Annotated in this window: 16 protein-coding genes and 1 pseudogene; 11 read left to right on the top strand and 6 right to left on the bottom strand. The window is 62.3% G+C overall.

Features of this window, described 5'->3' with window-relative positions; translation table 11 throughout:
- The first annotated feature begins 144 nt into the window (after positions 1 to 144).
- The 4 genes from EOE18_RS01380 to EOE18_RS01365 all read left to right on the top strand — a co-directional run bounded on the left by EOE18_RS01380 (position 145) and on the right by EOE18_RS01365 (position 6,963).
- Positions 145 to 1,047: a shikimate dehydrogenase gene (locus tag EOE18_RS01380; protein WP_127705419.1), complete on the top strand. Its 903-nt coding sequence runs from the start codon at positions 145 to 147 to the stop codon at positions 1,045 to 1,047.
- 16 nt (positions 1,048 to 1,063) lie between these two features.
- The gene (locus EOE18_RS01375) at positions 1,064 to 2,956 is read left to right on the top strand and encodes a bifunctional sugar phosphate isomerase/epimerase/4-hydroxyphenylpyruvate dioxygenase family protein (RefSeq protein WP_246027194.1); all 1,893 of its coding nucleotides are present in this window, start codon (positions 1,064 to 1,066) and stop codon (positions 2,954 to 2,956) included.
- Positions 2,957 to 2,985: 29 nt separating this feature from the next.
- Positions 2,986 to 4,203: an MFS transporter gene (locus EOE18_RS01370; RefSeq protein ID WP_127705417.1), complete on the top strand. Its 1,218-nt coding sequence runs from the start codon at positions 2,986 to 2,988 to the stop codon at positions 4,201 to 4,203.
- Between the two features lie 156 nt (positions 4,204 to 4,359).
- Entirely contained in the window at positions 4,360 to 6,963 is a 2,604-nt protein-coding gene (locus EOE18_RS01365) for a TonB-dependent receptor (RefSeq protein ID WP_164852626.1), read from the top strand.
- A gap of 132 nt (positions 6,964 to 7,095) precedes the next feature.
- On the opposite strand, the gene EOE18_RS01360 is transcribed toward EOE18_RS01365, so the two are convergent.
- Positions 7,096 to 8,181 carry a glycoside hydrolase family 53 protein gene (locus EOE18_RS01360; protein ID WP_127705413.1) on the bottom strand — a complete coding sequence of 362 codons (1,086 nt, stop codon included), beginning with the start codon at positions 8,179 to 8,181 and terminating at the stop codon, positions 7,096 to 7,098.
- Between the two features lie 15 nt (positions 8,182 to 8,196).
- Entirely contained in the window at positions 8,197 to 10,740 is a 2,544-nt protein-coding gene (gene galA, locus EOE18_RS01355) for a beta-galactosidase GalA (protein ID WP_246027193.1), read from the bottom strand.
- Between the two features lie 96 nt (positions 10,741 to 10,836).
- Between galA and EOE18_RS01350 the strand changes: the two genes are divergently transcribed.
- On the top strand, positions 10,837 to 11,694 hold the full coding sequence (locus EOE18_RS01350; protein WP_127705411.1) for an SMP-30/gluconolactonase/LRE family protein: 858 nt from the start codon (positions 10,837 to 10,839) through the stop codon (positions 11,692 to 11,694).
- Positions 11,695 to 11,697: 3 nt separating this feature from the next.
- Here EOE18_RS01350 and EOE18_RS01345 read toward each other — a convergent pair whose 3' ends face one another.
- Positions 11,698 to 12,414: a FadR/GntR family transcriptional regulator gene (locus tag EOE18_RS01345; RefSeq protein WP_127705823.1), complete on the bottom strand. Its 717-nt coding sequence runs from the start codon at positions 12,412 to 12,414 to the stop codon at positions 11,698 to 11,700.
- 116 nt (positions 12,415 to 12,530) lie between these two features.
- Here EOE18_RS01345 and EOE18_RS01340 point away from each other — a divergent pair, with 116 nt between their 5' ends.
- Entirely contained in the window at positions 12,531 to 13,409 is an 879-nt protein-coding gene (locus tag EOE18_RS01340; RefSeq protein WP_127705409.1) for a 2-dehydro-3-deoxygalactonokinase, read from the top strand.
- Positions 13,406 to 14,044, top strand: a complete 639-nt coding sequence (locus EOE18_RS01335; RefSeq protein ID WP_127705407.1) for a 2-dehydro-3-deoxy-6-phosphogalactonate aldolase — start codon at positions 13,406 to 13,408, stop codon at positions 14,042 to 14,044. The genes EOE18_RS01340 and EOE18_RS01335 overlap by 4 nt, the downstream gene beginning before the upstream one ends.
- Here EOE18_RS01335 and EOE18_RS01330 read toward each other — a convergent pair.
- The 3 genes and pseudogenes from EOE18_RS01330 to EOE18_RS01320 all read right to left on the bottom strand — a co-directional run bounded on the left by EOE18_RS01330 (position 14,041) and on the right by EOE18_RS01320 (position 16,837).
- Positions 14,041 to 15,068 (bottom strand): annotated as a pseudogene (locus tag EOE18_RS01330) (ABC1 kinase family protein). The gene EOE18_RS01335 and the pseudogene EOE18_RS01330 sit on opposite strands and share 4 nt — an antisense overlap.
- 317 nt (positions 15,069 to 15,385) lie before the next feature.
- Positions 15,386 to 15,736: a thiol-disulfide oxidoreductase DCC family protein gene (locus tag EOE18_RS01325; RefSeq protein WP_127705405.1), complete on the bottom strand. Its 351-nt coding sequence runs from the start codon at positions 15,734 to 15,736 to the stop codon at positions 15,386 to 15,388.
- A gap of 66 nt (positions 15,737 to 15,802) precedes the next feature.
- On the bottom strand, positions 15,803 to 16,837 hold the full coding sequence (locus EOE18_RS01320; RefSeq protein ID WP_164852625.1) for a LacI family DNA-binding transcriptional regulator: 1,035 nt from the start codon (positions 16,835 to 16,837) through the stop codon (positions 15,803 to 15,805).
- A gap of 425 nt (positions 16,838 to 17,262) precedes the next feature.
- Here EOE18_RS01320 and EOE18_RS01315 point away from each other — a divergent pair, with 425 nt between their 5' ends.
- The 4 genes from EOE18_RS01315 to EOE18_RS01300 all read left to right on the top strand — a co-directional run bounded on the left by EOE18_RS01315 (position 17,263) and on the right by EOE18_RS01300 (position 23,250).
- Positions 17,263 to 18,543 (top strand): sugar MFS transporter, encoded by a 1,281-nt coding sequence (locus EOE18_RS01315; protein ID WP_127705401.1) that lies wholly within the window; start codon positions 17,263 to 17,265, stop codon positions 18,541 to 18,543.
- A gap of 81 nt (positions 18,544 to 18,624) precedes the next feature.
- Positions 18,625 to 20,598: a glycoside hydrolase family 3 protein gene (locus EOE18_RS01310; RefSeq protein ID WP_246027192.1), complete on the top strand. Its 1,974-nt coding sequence runs from the start codon at positions 18,625 to 18,627 to the stop codon at positions 20,596 to 20,598.
- A 121-nt stretch (positions 20,599 to 20,719) separates the two neighbouring features.
- Positions 20,720 to 21,259 (top strand): heme NO-binding domain-containing protein, encoded by a 540-nt coding sequence (locus tag EOE18_RS01305; RefSeq protein ID WP_127705399.1) that lies wholly within the window; start codon positions 20,720 to 20,722, stop codon positions 21,257 to 21,259.
- Positions 21,256 to 23,250, top strand: a complete 1,995-nt coding sequence (locus EOE18_RS01300) for a putative bifunctional diguanylate cyclase/phosphodiesterase (protein ID WP_127705397.1) — start codon at positions 21,256 to 21,258, stop codon at positions 23,248 to 23,250. The genes EOE18_RS01305 and EOE18_RS01300 overlap by 4 nt, the downstream gene beginning before the upstream one ends.
- Positions 23,251 to 23,291 lie beyond the last annotated feature (41 nt).

The following is a 23,291-nucleotide window of genomic DNA, read 5'->3' as shown; positions in this document are numbered from 1 at the left end:
CTTCCCCCTCTTGACCGGAGGGGCGTCCGGAGAGAATGCAATGTTGTATATCATTCATTATCCAGTCACCCTGACTGCGGGAGAGGGCAGCAATTCCAGTCCTCTCCCGCTTTTTCTTCCCTCTTCCAACCGTGGCGTGACGTTATGAACCTGCAAAGCTCCCTCCATTCCACCAGCCTTCTGTCCAGCCATGCGGTGGGCCTGATCGGGCGCGGCATTCTGGCCAGTCGCTCGCCCGCCATTCACGAGGCAGAGGCGCGGGCGCAGGGCATGGCGCTGGCCTATCGACTTGTGGATTTCACCCATATGGGCTGGGGCGACGAGGAATTGTCCCGTGCGGTCAAAATGCTGGCCGACATGGGCTATTCGGGCAGCAATGTGACCTTTCCCTTCAAGCAGACCGTGGCCGCGCTTTGCGATGAGTTAAGCGCGGAGGCGCAGGTGCTCGAAGCGGTCAACACTCTGGTGTTCCGCGATGGCAAGATCATCGGCGAGAACACCGACTGGATCGGTTTTTCATGGCTGATCGAACGTCATTTCGGATCGATCGCAGGCGCCAGCGTGGCGCAGATCGGCACTGGCGGCGCGGGCAGCGCAACCGCTTTGGCTTTGGCGCAATTGGGCGCGGGCGAGGTGGTGCTGTATGATCCTGCCGCAGGCCGCGCGCAGGCGCTGGCTGACAGATTGCAAGCGATATGCCCCGACTGTGCCTTTCGGGTCGCAGCGGAACCGGTCGGGGCCATCAAGGGGCGCGCCGGTATCGTGAATGCCACGCCGGTGGGCATGGCATCGGTGCCCGGCGTGCCCTTTGATCCTGACCTGCTCGATGAAGGCCAATGGCTGGCCGATATTATCTATTTCCCGCTGGAGACGCAGTTGTTGTCCGCCGCCCGTGCGCGCGGCATCGCCCATGCCAATGGCGTGTCCATGGTGGTGGGGCAGGCGGCCAAGGCGTTTGAACATTTCACCGGCGTCATCCCCGACAGGGAAAGGATGCTTGCCACGTTGCAAGCTGCTATCGCTGCGGAATCAGACCAGAAAGCATAAAGGCGGGAATTGCGGGATGACCAAGCTGAAAACCTCCATCGCCACCATTTCGATCAGCGGCACGCTGGTGGAAAAGCTCTCTGCCATTGCCTCGCGTGGCTATGATGCGGTGGAGATTTTCGAAAATGACCTGCTGTCCGCCGCGCAATCGGCCAAGGAGATCGGGGCGATTTGCCGTGATCTGGGGCTGGAAGTGGCGATGTTGCAGCCTTTCCGCGATTATGAAGGCTTGTCCCCCGACCTACGCGCCCGCGCCGAAGAACGGATGCGCCGCAAGTTCGCGGTGATGGAGGATCTGGGCACGGACTTGATCCTGCTTTGCTCCAATTGCTCGCCCCATGCGGTGGGGGAGCGCGATGTGCTGCTGGAGGATCTGGCGCGGATTGCGGGCATTGCGGGTGAACATGATAAGCGGCTTGCCTATGAGGCTTTGGCTTGGGGCACGCATATTAATGACCATCGCGATGCTTGGGCGCTGGTGCGTGATGTGGACCATCCTGCGCTGGGCCTGACGCTGGATTCGTTCCACTCGCTGTCGCGCAACATCCCTTCGGCCAGCATTGGCGACATTCGCGCCGACAAATTGTTCATCGTGCAATGGGCCGATGCGCCGATCCTGCAGATGGACCTGCTCAATTGGAGCCGCCATTTCCGTTGTATGCCCGGCCAGGGCGATTTTCCCTTGGTGGAATTTGGCGCGCAGCTGCGTCGCATCGGCTATGATGGCTATTGGAGCCTTGAAATTTTCAACGACCGCTTCCGCGCCGGTTCGGCCAGCTCGGTGGCGCGCGATGGTATTCGCGGGCTAAAAGTGTTGCATGACCAGTCGGGCATCGCGCTGCGCCGTGCCGCCGAATTGCCTGCACCGGTCGCGCCGCAGGGGGTGGAGTTCATCGAATTTGCCGCCAGTCATGCCGAGGCGGAGGAATTTGGCCGCATCTTCCACGCTTTGGGCTTTGCGCCGGTGGGCCGCCATCGCAGCAAGGATGTGGTGCGTTGGCAGCAGGGCGGCATCAATCTGGTGATCAATTCCGAACCGGAAGGTTTGGCGCATAGTTTTGACATGGTGCATGGCGGATCGGTTTGCGCATTGGGCCTGACCGTTGATGACCAGCAAGGCGCGATTGACCGTGCCGCAGCTTTGGACATTGACCGCTTTGCCCAATCGGTGGCGCCGGACGAATGGCAAATTCCGGCGCTGCGCGGGGTGGGCGGCTCGCTGTTCTATCTGGTGGATGGCGCCACGCGCGATGCCATGTGGGCGGAGGAATTTCCCCATGCGCTGGAACAGGCCAAGCAGGATGGCCTGCTGACCAGCGTCGACCATATTGCGCAGACCATGCAATATGAGGAATTCCTCGGCTGGCTGCTGTATTACACCAGCTTGTTCGACTTCACCAAAACACCGCAGCTGGAAATCGCCGACCCGATGGGCATTGTCTATAGCCAGGCGGTGGAAAGCCGCGCGGGCAGCGTGGCGGGCGCGGGCAAGCCTTTGCGCTTCACGCTCAATGGTTCGATGGCGGCCAATGCCCTGTCGACCCGCTTCCTGCACAATTACTTTGGCGCGGGCGTGCAGCATATTGCCTTTGCCTGCGACGATATCTTTGCCGCGGCGGCCAAGGCGAAGGATGCGGGCCTGCCCTTCCTTGCCGTTGGCCCCAATTATTATGCCGATCTGGAGGCGCGTTTCGGGCTGGACGCTGATCTGGTCGCCCGCATGGCCGAGCATAACATCATGTATGACCGCGACGATAATGGCGAATATTTCCAGTTCTATAGCCGCGCGGTGGCCAAGCGTATTTTCTTCGAAGTGGTGCAGCGGCGCGGTTATGACGCCTATGGCGCGGCCAATGCTTCGGTCCGTTTAAGCGCGCAGGCGGCGCACCGCGATCCGGTGGATTTCTAAGACCAGCTTTCCAGACTAAGGATAAAGACATGGGACAGGTTGCAGCCGAAGTGCCATCGGGCGCCTCGGACGGGGGAGAGTGGACCAAAGCCTCGGCTTTGATTGTGGCTCTGTGCTTTGCGCTGAACATGGCCGATGGCATGGATGTGCTGGTGGTGTCCTTCATCGCGCCCTCGCTGCAAAGCCAATGGGGCGTGTCCCCCGCCGAATTGTCCATGGTGTTCAGCATGGGGCTGGCGGGGATGGCAGTGGGCGGGCTGGGGTTGGCGCCTTTGGCTGACCGCTTTGGCCGCCGCCGGATGGTGGCGGTGGCGATGGGCCTGATGGCGGTAGCCATGGCCGTGTCCAGCTTTACCCGATCGGTGCCTGAATTGGCGGCGGTGCGCTTTGTGGTGGGTATCGGCATTGGTACGGTGCTGGCCTGTATCGCGGCGATTGCGGCGCGGGTGTCGCCGCCCAAGCATCGCAATTTCTCCGTGGGCGTGTTGCAGGCAGGCTATCCGATTGGCGCGATGTTGACCGGCTTTGTCACCGCATGGGCCTTGCCGCATTATGGCTGGCAGAATGTGCTGCTGGCCACCTCGCTGGTTTCGGCTTTGTTTGTGCCTGCTATTCTGCTGGTGCTGCCCGCCGGTCTGGATGGCGCGGCGGGGGCAACGCAAAAGGCCCCCTTGCGCGAAGTGATGGCGGGTGAGCGCTTGCCCAATTCGATCCGCCTGTGGATCGCGGCGATCTGCGGCTTCATGGCGCTGTATTTCATCACCAGCTGGATCACCAAGCTTTCCATCGAGGCTGGCCTGCCGCAAACGCAGGCGATCATTGCCAGTGCGATCTATAATTTCGGCGCCTTCACCGGCACGGTGGCGATGAGCCTGCTGGGCACGCGGGCGGATGTGAAGATCCTGTGCTCCACGCTCTTGGGGCTGACCACGGCGGTGTTTCTGGTGTTTGGCGGCGTGCCTATGCCTTTGGCGGGCGTGCTGGGCACGGCCTTCATCATGGGCGTGACGCTTCAAGGCGGGTTTAACATGCTCTATCCGCTGGCGGCGCAGGTCTATCCTGATCGCGTGCGCGCCACGGGCATTGGCTGGACCTTTGGCATTGGGCGTATTGGTGCTTTCACCGGCCCCTTGCTGGGCGGCTGGGCGCTGGGGCAGCACTGGTCTTTGCTGGCGATTTTTGCGCTGTTTTGCGGGCCTTTGGCGCTGGCCGCTGTGGCGGTGCGCGGGGTGAAGCCCGCAAACTAAGCCTGTCCTTTCCGTCTATTTCGCGCCGGATGCAGCGATGCGTCCGGCGTTTTTGCGCGTCTGTTGCCAAGGCGCAACAGGGGTGTGCTTGACAAGTTGCGGTTTCGAATCTTATTTATGTGATAAATACGAATGAGCTTTTTCGGAGGGATATCTGTGAAGCATACGAAATATCTTCAGGCCTCGCTGGCCGGCGTTCTGGCGCTTGCCTCGGGCGCGGCCTATGCGCAAGCCGCGCCCGCCGCCGACAATACCACGCAGGACATTGTCGTCACCGGCCTGCGCGCCTCCTTGCGCGACGCCATCAATGCCAAGCGCGCCGCCATGGTGGTGACCGAAACGATCTCTTCCAAGGACATTGGCGTGTTGCCCGATGTCACTATTGCGGACTCGCTGGCCCGCCTGCCGGGCGTGACCGCAACGCGTGACCGCGGCAATGCCAGCCAGGCTTCGGTGCGTGGCCTTGGCCCGCGTCTGGTGCTGGGTCTGGTCAATGGGCGCGAAGTGGCCTCGTCGGAACCGGACCGTAATGTGCGCTGGGAAATCTATCCTTCCGAAGCGGTTTCGGGCGTTACCGTCTACAAGTCGCAGGGCGCTGACCTGATCGCGGGCGGTGTGGCCGCTACCATCGACATTCGTACCATTCGTCCGCTGGACTATTCCGGTCCTAAGCTGACCGCGCGGGCTGGGGCGCAGATGAACGATCCGGGCTTCAAGATTCCCGGCTATGACACCGTTGGCACTCGCGGTAGCCTGCAATATGTCACGCGCCTGAGCGACAATCTGGGCCTCGCGCTGGGCGGCAGCTATCAGCAGCAGAAGAACGGCTATGCCTCGTTCCAGGGCTGGGGCTATAACAATGCCGATGCTGGTAATAGCCCGCCAACCTATAATGGTCAGGCTGTCTATGCCCCCTGGGGTGCGCAGACCGAGGTCAAGGCGCTGAAGGAAACCCGCTGGAGCACCACGGGCGCCCTGCAATGGAAGGATGGCGACCATTGGGATGCCAGCCTCGACGTTCTCTATTCGAACGTGAAGATCAATGAAAAGCAGTTCCAGCAGTGGTTTGGCGGCTGGGGCGATTGGGGCGGCACCATCCCTGATTCCACCTATCAGGCGGGCAAGTTCACGCTGGCGGGCCGCGATATTGTGGGCGCCACGGTGGACAATTGGAAAACCACCACCACCAATGTCATCGCCAAATATGTCGAGGACAAGACCCTGTTCGCCACCGGTTTCAACACCCGCTATCGCGGCGAGGATGTGACGGTGAAGTTCGACGGCTCCTATTCGCAGGCGCTGCGCAAGAACACATGGTCGGCGCTGGAATGGGTACTCTATCCGCAAAGCGTGACGTTTAACACCGCCGCCAATGTGGTGCCCTCGATCACCACGCCGGTGGACCTGACCGCCGCCAGCGCGCAAAGCTTTGCAGGTCAGGGGCTGACCGGCCCGCAGCGTCTGCAGGACACGCTGGGCGCGGCGCAGGTGGATCTGCAATATAAGCTGCATGGCGGGATCATCTCCTCGCTCAACGCTGGCCTGCGCTTCTCCAACCGCGTGAAAAGCTTTGACTCGCAAACCGGCGGCACGGTCAGCGTGAAGGGCACACCTGCCTTCTCCTCCTTCAGCACGGCAGGTGGCGGCTTTACCGCGCCCAACATGCTCTATGCCGATTATGACGCGATTGCCGCGCTCAATGTCGCCAATACCACCCGCGACAAGAGCCAGTTCTGGCGCGTGCGCGAGGATAATTTTGAAGGCTATGTGCAGGCCGAATTGCTGGGCAATGCCGGTTCGGTGCCCTTCTATGGCAATGTTGGCGTGCGCTTCATTGATGTCACCACCCATTCGGGCGCCTATCAGGGCGTGACCCAATGGGACAATGCCGCCAATGCCAATGTGACGAGCTATAACCCCGTCAACAGCACCAACCATTATTTCCGCGCGCTGCCCAGCCTGAACCTCAATTTCGACCTGCAGCCTACGCTGAAACTGCGCGCCGGTGTGGCGCGGGTGATGGCGCGTCCGCCGCTGGACGAATTGCGCGCCAGCCAGAACCTGTCCTATTACCCCTCCTCGGGCTATCTGGCGGGCAGCGCGGGCAATCCCTCGCTCAAGCCTTTCATGGCCACGCAGGGTGACCTCAGCCTGGAATGGTATTTCCACAAGGATGCCGTTGTCGCGCTGGCAGGCTATTACAAGGATGTGAGCACCAGCATCGGCTACACCACCTATCCGGTGAATATTGGCGGCACGACCTATCAGATCACCGGCCCCGCCAATGGCAAGGGTGGCTATGTGGCGGGCACGGAAGTGTCGCTCTCCACGCCCTTCTGGTTCGTGCCTGCGCTGGAAAAGTTTGGCGTTTACGCCAATGTGGCCCTGCTCGATTCCAACCTGCGTGAGCTGAGCCCCGTCAGCAATCCTTTCCCCGCTGTGGGCCTGACCGCTTTCACCGGCCAGCTGGACCTGTGGTATTCCGACCATGGCATTGACGCGCGTGTGGGCCTGAAGCGCCATAGTCCGCAGACGGTGATCTTTGGCTGGGATGCGTCCAAGCTGACCCGCCTGCAATCGGAAACCAATCTGGGCGTCAGCGTCAGCTATGCCATCACCAAGGCGATCTCGCTGCGGGTGCAGGCCAACAATCTGACCAATCAGGCGGCGCGTTTCTATTACGCCAATGATCCCAACCAGCTGGCCCGCTATGAAAAATACGGGCCGAGCTATCTGGCCGATGTGACGGTCAAGTTCTAAACCCAAAGGGGGCGGCAGGATGATCTTGCCGCCCCTTTTTTGCGCCCTTTTACCATTCGCGCCCAAAAGGAAAGCCGCGCAAGCGTTGAAGCTTGGCGGCTTTCAAGGTGATCCCCAGGAGGGGGGAAGGTGTTAGCGCGGGCGGCCATAATCCTTGGCCATGAAATCCCATGCGGGCAGCGCCTCGTGGCGGCGGACATCGAACAATCCGGCATTTTCCCAGCTTGATCCGGTGCCCCAACGCGTTTTGCACGCGGTGGAAACCCAATCCGGCGCCCAATAGACCACCCCGCTGCCGCCACTGGCCACCACGGTCTTGGTCAGATCTTCCAGATAGCGTTGCTGGCCCTTTTTGCTGACCGGATAGGCGGGCAGGGCGGAATCAGAGCCGAGCAGATTGGTGGTGTTGTCCATCGCCTCATTGGTGAAGGCATAGGCGGTTTCCACCACCCAGACCTGCGCGCCATAGCGTTGACGCGCGGCGGTGATCACTTTGGCCAGCCCGTCCAGATCGAGCTTGGACCATTTGCTGTAATAGCTGATGCCGATAATGTCGTAATCGAGCACGCCAGCGGCGGTGGCATCATCAAACCATGGCAGGATGTTTTCCGGCTGGGCGATATGCAGCATCACCTGCACCGGCGCCTGATGCGCCTTGGACGCCTCCCGCACCGCCGATACGCCGGCATTGATCAGGGCTGCATTGCGCACCCAATCGATCTTGCCCGTCTTAGGCCCCAGCATTTCCAGATTGGTTTCATTGCCCACCTGCACAAATTCCGGCCATTGGCCTGCGGCATGCAGCCGGTCCAGTGTCTGGCGGGTAAAGTCATGCAGTGCGGCCACTTGTTCGGGCGTGGAGAGCTTGGCCCATGCGGCGGGGGCCAATTGCTTTTCGCCATCGGCCCAATCGTCGGAATAATGGAAATCCAGCAGGACTTTCAGCCCGGCGGCATGCGCGCGAGTGATGGTTTTGAGCACATCATCATAGGCGCTGTAATGCGTCCAATCGGGATTGTTCCAGAGCCGCACCCGCATGATATTGCCGCCATGGGCCTTCATTACCTTGAACGGGTCGCTTGGTTTCCCATGGTCGGTAAAGCGGGCGCCGCAATCTTCCATCTCGTTGGTGAAGGACAGATCCGCGCCCAGATAGAGCGGTTCGGAATTAGCTGGTGTAGCGGCCACCAGCGCGGCGGCCAGCAAGGGCAGGGGCATCTTGAATAACTCCGCTTAAAGCTGGTGGGCGAACAGGGTGATTTGCGCGCTGCGCAGCCCTTCGCCACTCACCGTCAAGGTGATCGGGCCTGCCTCGCCCGTGCTTTGCACCAAGGCCTGCGCCAGCCCGTTGAAGGCGCGCCTTTCGGCACTGTGGTCAGGCGTATGGTCGGTTGGGTCGCCATTGCCGGTGCCCAGCAGGCGCGCGGGGCCGGACAGGGTGAAACGCAAAGTGGATGCGGCGATCGGCATGTCATGCCCGGCCCTATCCAGCACTTGCGCCGCGATCACCGCCACAGAAGCCCCATCGGCCGCAAGGCGGGTGGCGCTGGTGGATAAGCGCAAACCGGCGGGCGCGCCAGCGGTGATGCGGCGGTCCTCCACCACCACGCGCCCCTTGGCATCCAGCCCGCGCGCCAGCAAAGTGCCAGCGGCATAGGGCACTTGCCATGCCAGATGGCCATTGCGCGGCATGGGCTTGACCCCAAGGCTGCGGCCATTGAGCAGCAGTTCCACCTGCGCCGTATTGCCATGGGCCCAAACCTCGATCGACTGGCCTTCCTTGCCCGCCCAGTTCCAATGCGGCAGTAGATGCACCTGTGGCAGGTCGGGGCGCCACCATGCGCGGTAATAATGGAAATTATCCTTGGCAAAACCGCAAATATCCACCGCGCCGAAATAGGACGAAACGCTCGGCCATGCCGGATAGGGGGTTGGCTCGCCGCGATAGTCAAAACCGGTCCAGATGAAGCCGCCGCCGATCGAGGGGCTGTTGGCCACGATGGTCCACCATTCCTCCGCCGTTGAGGCCCACCACGGATGTTCGGTGTCATAGGCGCGCACCGTGTGGCGGGCGGCATCGGTGGCATATTCGCCGCGCGTTGCCACAGTGCTGGCGGTTTCGGTGCCTATCACCGGCACATCGGGGAATTTGGCCTGAAAAGCGGCGATCTTGTCGGTGCGATAGTTGAAGCCCACCACATCCACCGCGCGGGCGGCGCCATCCTCATACCAGCCCTGATCCATCGCCTGATGCGTGGGGCGGGTGGGGTCCAAGGCCTTGGCGCGGGCGGCAAGGCGGGCGGAGAGGCGGCGGCCTCGCGGCGTGCCCTGATGGCCTTCCTCATTGCCGACAGACCATGCGATGATGCACGGGTGGTTGCGGCTAGACCGGATCATGCGGTCCAATTGGTCCAGCGCTTCGGGGCTGGTGGTGTTGGCGCGGGTTTCGGCCAGCATCATCATGCCGCGCGCATCGCAAATATCCAGCAAGGCCTGCGAGGGCGGATTATGCGCGCTGCGCCAAGCGTTAGCGCCCATATCCTGCATGGTGGCCACGCGCCAGCGGTGCAGATCATCGGGAATGGCACTGCCCACACCGGCATGGTCCTGATGGTTGCATACACCCAACAGCTTCACCACCTCGCCATTGAGCAGGAAGCCGCGCTTGGCGTCAAAGCGGATCGAGCGGATGCCGAAAGGCGTTTCCACCTGATCGACCAGCACTCCATCGGCCCAGACCTGCGTTTCAAGCCGATAGAGATGCGGCGCTTTGGGGGACCAAAGTTGGGCCTTGGGCAGGGCAAAGTCGTGGCTTTGCGTGGCCGTGGCGTTGGGGGACATGGTAGCGGCGGGGCCATCTCCCGCCGCTACCACTCCGCCATCGGGAGAGAGGATCCGATAGCGAAGCTGTAATTGGGTTGCTTTCTCGCCCAGATGGGCAAGCTCGGTGTCGATCTGGATGCTGGCGCCTTGCCCTACCAGCTGGGCGCGGACGAAAGTGCCCCATTGCGCAATATGGCTGGGCGCGGCGCAAACCAGATGGACATGGCGATAGATGCCAGCGCCTTCGTAAAACCAGCCCTCGCCAAGGCTGGCGTCGACGCGGATGGTCAATTGGTTGGGCGTGCCGTCATATTTGAGGAAATCGGCAATATCGACGCGGAAAGGGGCATAGCCGCTCTCGCTGCCGCCTGCGTGATAGCCATTGATGATGACCATGCTGGCACGGAACACGCCATCAAATTCCAGCCAGATGGCGCGACCTTTGTCGGCGGCGGAAAAGGCGGGCAGCTTGCGGCGATACCAGCCCACGCTGTTTTGCGGAAAATCGCGGCCAATCGCGCGGAAGCCATGGGCGGCGGAGAAATCCTCCTTGTCCTTGGGCACGCTGGCGGGCGGGGCATAGGGCAGGCCCGCGGCCCAGTCATGCGGCACGCGCACATCTTCCCATGCGGCATCGTCAAAATCGGGCTTGGCCGCCTCGGTCAATTCAAAGCCGGGCTTGGCAAAGGAGCGCTGCCATGCGCCGAAACCGAAATCGCGGGCAGGGTCGGCTGCATGGCCCAGATGGAAGCGCCAGCCATCGGCCAGTTTCCACACGCGGCGGGGGGAGGCGGCTTTAGCGGGCGTTTCGGCGGCCAGAGTAGGCTGGGCTGCCATGGCCGCCGCACCGGCAAGGCTGGCGGCAAGCAGGCCACGGCGGTCGATCTCCAGCGCATTTTGCAGAGCAGTTCCTGCGGTGTCATTATCCAAAACTGCTCGAATCACGCGCTTCATGGGCTTCCTCATCCTTCGCCTTTGCTTTTGTATGATATATATGCTTTAAGGCGTCAACCATGCATGGGATGCAGGATGCCAAGGGAGTTTGCGGCAATGAGCCAATGGGTTGTGGTCGAGCGGAACAGGCGGGATCTGTTGGGCGAGGGCGTCTGGTGGTCTGCGCGCGAAGGCGCGGTCTATTGGGTGGACATCATCGGCCAGAAGGTCAACCGCCTGACCTTGGCGAGCGGCGCGGTGCAGGATTGGGATATGCCCGAAATGACCGGTTGGGTGATTGGTCGCGCAGACCATGACGGCTTTATCGCGGGCACCAAGAGTGGTTTCCATGCGCTGACGCTGGAGCCTTTTGCTGTCACGCCCATCGCCTCGCCCGAGCCGGATCTGGCGGGCAACCGCATGAATGATGCCTGCACCGATGCTCAAGGGCGCATCTGGGCCGGCACAATGAGCATGGATGGCAGCCGCGCCGATGGAGCGCTCTATCGTCTGGATGCGGATCTGAGCTGGCACCGCATGGACGCGCCCTACAACATCGCCAATGGCCCGACGATCTCGCCCGACGGGCGCTGGCTCTATCATACCGATAGCGCGCTGGGGCAGGTCTATCGCTTTGCGCTGCAGGATGACGGTAGCCTTGGTCCGCGCGAGAATTTCATCAGTTTCCCCGATGCATGGGGCTCGCCCGATGGGATGACGGTGGACCGCGAGGGCGGCATCTGGATCGCGCATTGGGGCGGTGGCTGCGTCAGCCGCTTTACGCCCGAAGGCGAGCGCGAGCGCTGGATCGACCTGCCTGCCAGCCAGATCACCAAGCCCTGTTTTGCGGGGGACAATCTGGACCGCCTGTTTGTCACCAGCGCAGCCGATGGCGTGGATGAACCCTTGGCGGGCAGCCTGTTTGAAGTGGAATGCGGGGCAGTCGGCCTTGCCCCCACTCTGTTCGCGGGGTGAGGATCAGCTGCTGGTATGCTCGATCAACAGCATCACATCGCCGATAATGGCGCTCATCGCCGCGCTGGCCGCTGTGGGGTTGCGGGCAAGGATGGCATCCTTGACCGCGCCATGCGCCGCCAGATCGGCGGTGCGGCCCAAGATGCGGTTGGTAAAGCGGATCGAGGTGCGCAGGGCGGTGGCCACCAGATCGCGGAATTGCATGAAGAAGGGGTTGCCGCTGGCGCGCAGAATGGCCAGATGAAAGGCAATATCGGCGTCCAGCCCGTCATCCTCGCCGCGCTCGGCGGCCTCCATACGGGCAAAACCGGCAGCGATCAGGGCGAAGCCCTGCGCATCGGCGGTCGAGGCGGCCAGCGCCGCTGCCGCCGGTTCGATGGCCGCGCGCAACTGGTTGAACTGCGCCAGAAGCTGGACCGAGAATTTGCGCTCCAGCAGCCAGCGCAGCACGTCCGTATCAAACAGGTTCCACTGGCCCACCGGCTGCACGCTGGTGCCCTGACGCGGGCGGGCGGTCAGCAGGCCCTTGGCGGTGAGCATCTTCACCGCCTCGCGCGTGACCGAACGGCTGACGCCATGTTGGGCCGAGAGTTCGGCCTCGGTGGGGAAGGGCTTGCCGTCAAAGGCGCCGGTGACAATCTGGCGCCCGATATGGTCCAGCAGGCCATAGGTCAGGTTGCGACCAAGGCTTTCGCGCGCGATATCGCCGGTTTGCGGCATGCTGGGCGTGTCCACGTATCTTGGCCTTTCCTCACCATCTTATTTCATCATATAAATAGCCCACGCGCCACTTTGGCAAGGGGGCATGTCGCCGGATCAGCAAGGAAGTGCATTGTATGACAGGGCAATTGATCGCCATTGACTGGGGAACGACCAATCGGCGGGCCTATCTGCTCGATGAAGATGGTAACGTTGTCACCACCGAACGTGACGGGCGCGGCTTGCTGGCCATCGAGGCGGGGGGATTCGCGGGCGAAGTGGCGGAGATTCGCGCCAAGCTGGGCGATTGGCCGGTGTTGCTGGCAGGCATGGTGGGTTCGGCCAAGGGCTGGGTCAATGTGCCCTATCTGGCTTGCCCCGCCGGACTGGACGATCTGGCGGGGGCTTTGCACTGGGTCGAAGCGGGGCGCACCGCCATTGTGCCGGGCCTGAGCTATAGCCAAGGCGTGCAGGGCGATGTGATGCGCGGCGAGGAAGTGCAATTGCTGGGCGCGACGGCAGCGGGTCTGGTGCCTGCCGACAGCCTGCTGTGTCAGCCCGGCACCCATTGCAAATGGGCGCGGATGGAGGGCGGGCGCGTGGCCAGCTTTGCCACCGCCATGACCGGCGAGATCTTTGCCTTGCTGAAAAGCCATAGTTTGCTTTCCGACTTCCTGACCGGCGCGGTGGAGGATGGCGCGGCCTTTCGCGCGGGCGTCGCCGATGGCCTGTCGGGTCGCCTCACCAGCCTGTTGTTCGGCGTGCGTGCCTCGGCGCTGCTGGGGCTAAGGTCGGCGCAGGATAGCGCGGCCTATACCTCCGGCCTGTTGATCGGCCATGATGTGGCGGGGGAACAGCTTGCCGCCGGTCAGCCCGCCTATATCCTTTCCGACCGGCATCTGGGCGCGCTGTATAGCGCCGCCGTGGAGATGGCGGGCGGCACAGCCCATCTTGTCGACAGCCATGCCGCCTTTGTGGCGGGCATCAGCCATATCTGGAAGGCCTATCAATCATGAGCGCGATCACCCAACTTTCCGCAGCCATCGCCCAATGCCCGCTGGTGGCCATTTTGCGCGGGGTGCGCCCCGATGAAGTGGAAGCAATTGGCGATGCGATTATCGAGGCGGGTTTCTCGATGATCGAAGTGCCCTTGAATTCGCCGCAGCCGCTCGATTCCATTGCCTTGCTGGCCAAGCGTTATGGGCCGGAAGTGTTGGTGGGCGCGGGCACGGTGCTGAGCGTTGAGAATGTGGAGCAGGTGACAGCAGTAGGTGGCAAGCTCATCATCTCGCCAAATGTCAACACAGCGGTGATCCGCGCCAGCGCCGAGCGGGGCCTGATCAGCCTGCCCGGCTATTTCACGCCGTCCGAAGCCTTTGCCGCGTTGGAAGCTGGCGCCACGGGCCTGAAACTGTTTCCCGCCGAAGGGGCCAGCCCGTCCTATCTGAAGGCCCAGCGCGCTGTCCTGCCCAAGGATTTGCCGATGCTGGCCGTGGGCGGGGTGGATGTGGACAATCTGGCCGAGTGGATGGCGGCGGGGGCGCAAGGGGCCGGGCTGGGTTCGGCGCTGTATAAGCCGGGCCTGAGCGCGGAGGATGTGTCGCATCGCGCACGCGCCTTTGTGGCGGCGGCGGCACAGGCGCGGGGTTAAACCCGCTGGTGCTTTTGCGCCTGTTCCAGAAAGGCGGCCAGCATGGGGCGTAGCGGCAGCCGCGCCTTCATGCGGACCGCCAACATGGCTGTTCCGCTGATTTTGCGCTGAATGAACAGGGTTTGCGCGGGCGGCACATGCCAATTGGCTCGGTCGGCCACAATGGGGGCTGCCTTTTCGCGCAATCGCTCGACAAAGCCGCGCTCGGCAAAGTTGAACAGGCCGGGGCGGTTCACATGGGCGAGGATGACATCGATCATCCCGTCCAGCGCGGCCCGATGGCGGTGTTCCACCATAGGTGTGATGAAGCCGACATCCAGCAGCGCCGCGCGCAAGGGGCCATGTTCGCCCAGCAGCCCCGCCATCAGCAGCGAGCGATAGGCCTCCACCGTGTCCTGCGGCACGCTGCGGGCGGCGCCGAAATCGAGCAGGACGATGCGGCCCGTTTCCGGCTGCCAGCGATAATTGGCGAAATTGGGGTCGGTCTGCATGAAACCGAAGATGAACAGCTCGCGCAGCACCAGATCGAGCAGGGCCGCGACCGCCTTGTCCCGCTGTTCCTGCGGTGCGGCGGAAAGCGTCTCGATCGGCTTGGCGGTGATGTAATCCATCACCAGCACGCGCTCTCCGGTCATTTCCAGCACGGGTTGCGGCACGACAAAGGCTTCATCCTGCGCCAATAACCATGATAGCGCTGCATTTGCGCCGCCTCGCGGTTGTAATCGGCCTCCTCATGCAATTGCAACTTGGCCTCGGCCAGTAAAGGCTTGATGTCCAGCCCCGCGGGCAACAGGCCCGACATGCGCAGCAAGCTGGCCACATTGTCCACATCGGCATCAATGCTGGCGGCGATGCCGGGATACTGCACCTTTACCGCCACCAGACGCCCGTCTTTCAACCGCGCCTTGTGCACTTGCCCGATGGAGGCTGCCGCGACAGGTGTGGCGTCAAAGCTAGCAAACAGGCTGCGCCATTGCGGGCCCCAATGTTCGCCCAGAACGCGGTTCAATTGTGCGGGCGGCATGAAATGGGCGGCATCGCGCAGGCGCGCCAGAATGTCGGTCAATTCCGCTGGCAATACATCGCCCGCATCCAGCGACAACATCTGCCCCAGCTTCATCGCCGCCCCGCGCAGCCGCGAGAGTTGCTCGGTCACCCGCATGGCGTTGGAGGGGGTGAGCAGCATTTCGGACAATTGCGGCCTTTCGCCCCGCGCCAGCCTGCGCGCGCCTTCGGCTATGGCGCCGCTGGCCAAACCGCCCGCCAATTGGCCAAAGGCCACCAGACGCGATAGTCGCGCCGAGGGCACTTTGCGGTGGCGGTTGGATTTGGGGTGATCGGTCATCGGAACAAGCCTTGCAAACGAGGGCGCAGCACAAGGAAGCGGGCATAGGCCGCATCCAGCAGGCGTAGGGCAACAGGCCAGCGCGCCAACAGGCCAAACGGGCGCAGCACAGGTATCGCTCGCCACATGGCGGCAAAAGCCGCCGCGCCGACCAGCATCTGCCCATCCTCCAACGCATGGAAGCGGGCGAGCAAAGTGGCACGATCGAGGGGGCAGCTGGCCTCGTCCGATCGCGCATCGATGAAAATGATACGGCCTTTACTGTCGAGGCGCCGCATCAGGGCAATCTCGCGCAGGCAGAGCGGGCAGGCACTATCAAACCAGACGGTGAGAGCCGGAGTCGTCATTTGAAAACGATTGTGGACCTCTGCCGGGAAACAGATACCTGCACCAAAGGGAAATTGACGTGCCCTTTAGGGCGCTTTGGCCACCGAGTCGCGCATCACCAATGAATAAGGCAAATGGCGCTCGATCTGTTTGTCCGCAGCGCCAGAGCGATCCAGCAGCAATTCGGCGGCGGCATAGCCCATGTCTTCAATCGGTTGGTGGATGGTGGTCAGATAGGGCCACACGATTTTGGCCACCCAGCTATCGTCAAAGCCGCAGACCGAAATATCTTCGGGTACGCGCAGGCCCATCTGGTTGCACACGCCCATGGCTCCGGCGGCGGAATCGTCATTGGTGGCAAAGATGGCGGTGGGACGTTGCGTTGCGCTCAACAATTGGCGGGCGCCCTCGCGGCCCTGTTCGAATTCAAACCCGCCCAAGGCTTCGGCCACCACCAGATCGGGGGCCAGTTCTTTCAGCCTACCCAAAAATCCCTCGCGCCGGTCATGCGCGGCGCCATGGCTGTCCGGCCCGTTCAGGATGGCGATATGGCGATGGCCCAATTCGTAAAACAATTCGGCCACCCGCGCCGCGCCGCCGCGGTCATCGGTGTAGACGCCCTTGCTGCGGTCGCGTTCCAGCATGGGGGCCATGCGGACATAGGGCACGCGGCGCGCCTCCAGCATATCCAGCACTTGCCGGTTATCGGTCAGCGGCGGGGTCAGGATAAAGCCATCGCAGCGGCTGTTGCGCAGGATCGCCTCGATCTGGCTTTCCACCGTTTCCTCGTCCCCGGAGGCACTGAGATTGTCGACCCGCAGGTGATATTGCCGCTCGATACAGGCGCGATAGGCGCCGGACAGCACCTTCATCGTATAGTTCGGGCTGGGATTGTCGAACAACAGGCCGATGGTGAAACTGCGCGCACCCGCCAAGGAACGTGCGGCCGTATCGGGCACGTAATGCAGGTTGCGGATCGCCGCTTCCACCTTTTCGCGCAGATGCGGGCTGACATGCGGTTCCTTGTTGATCACCCGCGAAACGCTTTTGAGCGACACCCCCGCCACACGTGCCACATCGGCCATCGTGGCGTGGCTTGTGGTCTGCTCCCCCTTGTTCATCACTTTCTTCTCACCCTTAATGCCCTGCCGGCCCGTCTCCGGTGGGCGCATTTTGACGGAATTTCTGTGTCTTTGGCTTTGGGAACGTATGCATAACGCGCCGGACTTTCCCCCTGGCGTGATATGCGTAAGATACCCTCTGCAAAGCATAGTCTTGACAGCGATGTCTAATTTGTCAAACCTCGCTGGGCAAGTTTTGATACCAAACGCCGACAAAGCATAAAGCGGGCGGTGCGGGGGAGGGGGCGAAGCGGACGGTCTTATGGCCGTTGTCATGCTTTGAATGTGCTGATTTGTCGGCATTTCCTTTTTTCTGCACGACCTGTTTGCTAAATCGGCGGCTGACATCGGGCGCGCGAAAATTTTGTGCGTCGGGTTTGGCAATCGGGCGCGCCGCGTGCAATGCGCGGTTGGAGGGAGTAATTATGGCACTGGCACCCAATGTATCGTCCACGAGCCAAGGCGAGGAAGGCGGCAATATCGATGCCCCCGAACTGCGCCTTTTCGTGATGGCGCTGTTCTTCATCTTCGGCGGGATCACCTCGCTTAATGACGTGATCATCCCCAAGCTGAAGGAACTCTTCACGCTCAACTATATGCAGGCGATGCTGGTGCAGACCGCCTTTTTTGCCGCCTATGCCATCATCGGCCTGCCCGGTGCGGCAGTGGTGAAAAAGATCGGCTATATGCGCGGCGCGGTGGTCGGCCTTGGCCTGATGACCTTGGGCTGCCTGATGTTCATTCCTGCCTCGCAAAGCGCAGCTTTCCCGGTGTTTCTGCTGGCGCTTTTCGTGCTGGCATCGGGCGTGGTGATTGTGCAGGTGGTGACCAACCCGCTGATCTCGCTGCTTGGCCCTGCCAAAACCGCGCATAGCCGCCTGACCTTTGCGCAGGCTTTCAACAGCCTTGGCACGGTGATTTTCCCCATCGTGGGTTCGGCGCTGATTCTGGGCAGTCTGGCCCATGTCTCGGCCAAGGAACTGGCCGGTCCCGCGCTGGACGCCTATCGCGTGGCCGAAACGCAGACTGTGGTGCGCACCTATATCGGCCTCGCCATTGCGCTGGCCGTGGTGGCGGGCGTGGTCTGGATGAACCGCAACCGACTGAAGGGTGAAAAGCACACCGAGGGCAGCCTGTTCGCCGGTTTCGCCCTGCTCTCGCGTCCCCGCTTCGCTTTTGGCGCGGCCTGCATCTTCCTTTATGTGGGCGCCGAAGTGTCGGTGGGTTCGTTCATCGTCAACTATCTGCAATCGCCCACAGTGCTGGGCATCACGGCCGAGGCTGCGGGCGCTTTCATCCCTTATTACTGGGGCGGTGCGCTGGCTGGCCGTTTTGCCGGTTCGGCTATCCTGCGTCTGGCCAACCCCGGTGTGGTGCTGGGTCTGGCGGCAGCGGGTGCGATTGCGCTGCTGGGCATTTCGGCCAATAGCGGTGGCACGCTGGCGGCTTACAGCTTCCTTGCCATCGGCCTCATGAACTCCATCATGTTCCCCACTATCTTCAGCCTCGCCTGCGAAGGTCTGGGCGATAAGATGGCCGACGGTTCGGGCGTGATCAATGTCGCCATCGTGGGCGGCGCGATCATTCCCCCGCTGACGGGCGGTCTGGCCGATGCCACCAGCCTGACGCTGGCGCTGGCGTTGCCGGCGGCCTGCTATGCTGCGATTGCCGCTTTCGGTTTCTATTCGCGGCGCAGCGCGGCCTGAGGCGCATCAATTCAAGGGGCCGGAAATGGGGAGCTGCCATTTCCGGCCCTTTTTGCATCAAACAAGATTGTTGAGGAGAGGATGATGAAAACCACCCCCAAGCTGGCGCTTTCTGCCTTGGCGCTGATGTTGGCGCAGCAGGCCCATGCCGCCCCCGAACAGGTGCCGGTGCAGGCCCGTGCCAAATCGGTGATCACCGTGGACGGGCTGCAATTCCGCGACGCCGATGGCGATGGCAAGCTGACGCCCTATGAAGACTGGCGCCTGTCCCCCGAGGCCCGCGCCGATGATCTGGTGCGCCGCATGACGCTGGAGGAAAAGGCGGGCCAGACGCTGCATGGCACTTTGCCCGGTCTGGGCGGGGCTTTGGGGCGGTCGGCCGATGGCTATGACCGTCTGGCGCTGGCGCCCATGCTGTGGGTGAAGCATATCTCCTCCTATATCACCCGCCTTGCCCTGCCCGGTGCGAAAATGGCCGAACAGTCCAATGCGGTGCAGGAAATGGCCGAGCAGGGCCGTCTGGGCATTCCCGTCACCATCAGCGCTGACCCGCGCAACCATTTCCAATATGTGCTGGGTGCGGGCGAAAGCGCCAATGGCGTGACGCAATGGCCCGAATTGCTGGGTTTTGGCGCGCTGGGCGATAAGGCCCGCGTCTCGGCCTTTGCCAAAGTGGCGCGGGCCGAATATCGCGCCGTGGGCATTCAGGAAGCGCTGAGCCCTCAGGTCGATCTGGCCAGCGAGCCGCGCTGGGGCCGCATCACCGGCACTTTCGGTTCCGATCCCCTGCTCTCCAGCGATCTGGGCGGGGCCTATGTCGCGGGCTTTCAGGGCAGCGACAGCGGGTTGACTCGCGATGGCGTGATGACCGTGGTCAAGCACTGGGTTGGCTATGGCGCGCTGCCCGAAGGGTTTGACAGCCACAATTATTATGGCCGTATTGCCAAGCTGACCACCAAGCAGCTCGACATGCATATTGCCGCTTTCAAGGGCGCGCTGGCGGCCAAGAGCGGCGGCATCATGCCCACCTATCCGATCATCACCGGCCCCAGCGTGGATGGCAAGCCGGTGGAAGCGGTGGGCGCGGGCTATTCCAAGGTCTTGCTCAACGATCTGCTGCGTAAAAAGCTGGGCTATCAGGGTATCATCCTGTCCGATTGGGCGATCACGGTGGATTGCAACACCCGTTGCAGCGCGCCGACCGCTGATGCTCCCCAGCGCCCGCAGGATATTTCCACCGCATGGGGCGTGATGGACCTGACCGTGCCGCAGCGTTATGCGCTTGGCATGGCCGCGGGTATCGACCAGTTTGGCGGCACGCAGGATGTCGCGCCCTTGCTCACCGCGGTGCGCAATGGTTCGATCAGCATGGCGCGTCTGGATGAATCGGTTCGCCGCATCATGATCGCCAAGTTCCAGCAGGGCTTGTTCGACAACCCCTATGTCGATCCGGCCAAGGCTGATGCCGTGACCACCAACCCCGCCAACCATGCGCTGGCTGCGCAGACCCAGCGGGAAGCGCAAGTGTTGCTGACCAACAAGGGCCTGCTGCCGCTGGCGGCCAAGGCCAAGAAAGTCTGGCTGTTTGGCGCCGATCCCAAGGCGGCGCAGGCAGCGGGCCTGACCGTGGTGGACAAGGTGGAGCAGGCCGATTTCGCGCTGATCCGCGCGGAAAGCCCGTCCGAAAAGCTGCATCCCAACCATTTCTTCGGCAGCCGTCAAAAGGAAGGCCGTCTGGACTTCCGCGATGGCGATGCGGCCTATGATGCGCTGAAAGCGGCCAAGGCGGCAGGCAAGCCTGCGGTGTTCGCCATCTTCCTCGACCGCCCCGCCATCCTGACCAATGTGGTGGACAAGGCAGGCGCCATTCTGGGCAATTTCGGCGCCAGCGATGCTGCGGTGTTCGATGTGGTGCTGGGCCGCGCCAAGGCCAAGGGGCATCTGCCCTTTGAACTGCCCTCCAGCATGAAGGCGGTGGCGGCTCAGGACCCCGCCCAGCCTGATGATAGCGCCGCGCCTCTGTTCAAGCGCGGGGCTGGCATCGTACTGAAGTAAATATCGGGCGGGAGGTGCGCAAAGTCCCTCCCGCTTTTTACTTATCCGCTCCTTCACCGCATCGGAGCGAGCGCTGCGCTAGTCTTTTCCCCGATTGATCAAGTCAGGGAAGAGCGATCCGATGAAAGGTGTGGTTTTCAACCTGCTGGAGCAGGCGGTAACCGATGCGCATGGCGCGGATGCGTGGATGGATCTGATCGACGCGGCGGGGGTGGATGGCACCTATACCTCGCTGGGCAGCTATCCCGACGAGGAAATGTTCGCACTGGTGGGGGCGGCTTCGGCAGCCCTCAATCTGCCGCCCGAAGCGGTCCTGCGCTGGTTCGGGCAGGCGGCCATGCCGATGCTGGCGGCCAAATATGGCGGTTTTTTCGAAGGGCATGCCAATGCCGAAAGCTTTGTTCTTTCGGTCAATGACATCATCCATCCCGAAGTGCGCAAGCTTTATTCGGGCGCTGGTTGCCCGCATTTCCATTTCACCCATGAGCCCGACGGGCAATTGATCGTCGGTTATCACTCGCCGCGCAAGCTCTGCCATCTGGCGCAAGGCTTTATCGAGGGCGCCTCGGCCCATTACGGGCAGAGCGTGGAGGTCACCCATCTGGCCTGTATGGCCGATGGCAATCCGATCTGCCGTCTGGGAGTGCGCTGGGCGGCATGAAGCCCTTTTCGCCCGATGTGCCCGATGAAGCACAGGCGCGAATCGCGCGTCTGGAGCGGCAACTGCTGCGCGAGCGCAAGGCGCGTGAGGCCGCCGAAGCCATCGCGGAAAAAGGCCTGCGCGAGCTTTACGATAGCCAGCAAAGGCTGAGCCTGATCCAGCGCATCACCGAGGCGGCCAATAGCGCCAAGGATGTGCGGATCGCTTTATCGGTGGCGGTGCGCGAAGTGTGTTGCCAGATGGGCTGGGATTTTGGCAATGCCCTGTTGGTCGATCCGGCCACGGGCGAGGCGCGGGCCTGCGATTGCTGGTATGCGGCCAGCCCACAGCGTCTGGCCGATTTTGTCGAAGCCTCGCGCCGGATTACCTTTGCCCCCCATGTCGGCCTGCCCGGGCGGGTGGTGGCCAGCGCGCAGCCGCTCTGGATCGATGATACCCGCATCGACGACAATTTCCTGCGCCGTGCCGTGGCGCGCGAATGTCACATCGTGGCCGGTTGCGCTTTACCGGTGATGGTCGGGCGTGATGTGGTGGCGGTGATCGAGTTCTTCTCGCGCACAGCCTTGCCCGCCAATGAGGAATTGGTGTCCACCCTGCGCCAGATCGCGGTGCAATTGGGCCGTGTGGTGGAGCGCGACCGTGCCCGTGCCGCGCTTTTGCACGATGCCCTGCATGACGCCCTGACCGGCCTTCCCAACCGCGTCTTGCTCAAGGAACGCAGTCAGGCCGCCTTTGAACGCCTGCCTGATGACCGGCAGGGACTGGCCTTGTTGGTGATTGATCTGGACGGGTTCAAGCTGATCAATGACCGCTATGGCCATCATGCCGGTGATGGCGTGCTGGTGGAGGTAACAAGCCGCTTTGCCAAGGCTTTGGAGGATGCCCGTCTGGCCCAGCCAAGCCAGCATCAGGGCTGGCGGGTGATGTTGGCGCGCACGGGGGGCGATGAATTTGTCGCGCTGCTGGACGGCATGAGCGATCCAGAAACGCCGCAAAGGCTGGCGCAGGCCTTGCATGGCGTGTTGGCCACGCCTTTGGTGGTGGAGGGGGATCATTTCTCGGTCGGCGCATCGGTGGGCATCGCCTGTAGCGGCGAGGATTATGCGGAAGTTGACCAGATCCTGCGCGATGCCGATCTGGCCATGTATCAGGCCAAGGCTAATGGGCGCGGCGGCACCGTCGTGTTCAGCCCCGCATTGGGCGCGCGTTTCCGCAACCGCGTGGCGCTGGAACGCGAGATCCATGACGCGATCCGCCATGAACAATTCGTGCTGCATTACCAACCCATCCGCCTGTTGGGCAGCGGCGAGACATTGGGTTTCGAGGCCTTGGTCCGCTGGAACCACCCGACGCGAGGGCTGCTCGATCCCGGGCAATTCATTCCGGCGGCGGAGGAAACGGGGCTGATCGTCTTTATCGGCGATTGGGTTTTGCGTGAGGCCTGTTCGGCCATGGCGCGGTTTTACGCCAGCCATCCGCATAATATGCGGCCCTTTGTGACGGTGAATGTGGCTCCACAACAATTCCTCCAGCCCCATTTTGCCGAAATGGTGCGCGATGTCTTGATGGAAACTGCCGTCCCGCCCGAAACGATCCGTTTGGAAGTGACCGAAGGCGTGGCGGTGATCGATGCCGAGCGGACGGGGCGCGTGCTGGGCCAATTGCGCGAATGGGGGGTGAAAACCATCCTTGACGATTTCGGCACCGGCTATTCCTCGCTCAGCTATCTCAACAACCTGCCGTTTGACAGTTTGAAGATCGACCGCAGTTTCATCGCCTCGCTGGATAAAGAGCGCAGCCGCAACATCGTGCGGACCATTCTGGAACTGGCGCGCAATCTGGATCTGACGGTGGTGGCCGAAGGGATCGAGGACGAGGTGCAGCAGCGCGTGTTGCAGGAGATGGGCTGTGTCAAAGGGCAAGGCTATCTGTTGGGCCGACCCGTGGCCGAAGAGGCGGCCTTTGCCCAATTCACGCCCAAGCAGATTTAGAGCGCATAGCAAAAAGGGGCCAGCTTACGCCAACCCCTTGA

The organism is Novosphingobium umbonatum (genome assembly GCF_004005905.1).
Classification (GTDB): domain Bacteria; phylum Pseudomonadota; class Alphaproteobacteria; order Sphingomonadales; family Sphingomonadaceae; genus Novosphingobium; species Novosphingobium umbonatum.
This window is presented reverse-complemented; position numbering and strand designations above follow the sequence as displayed.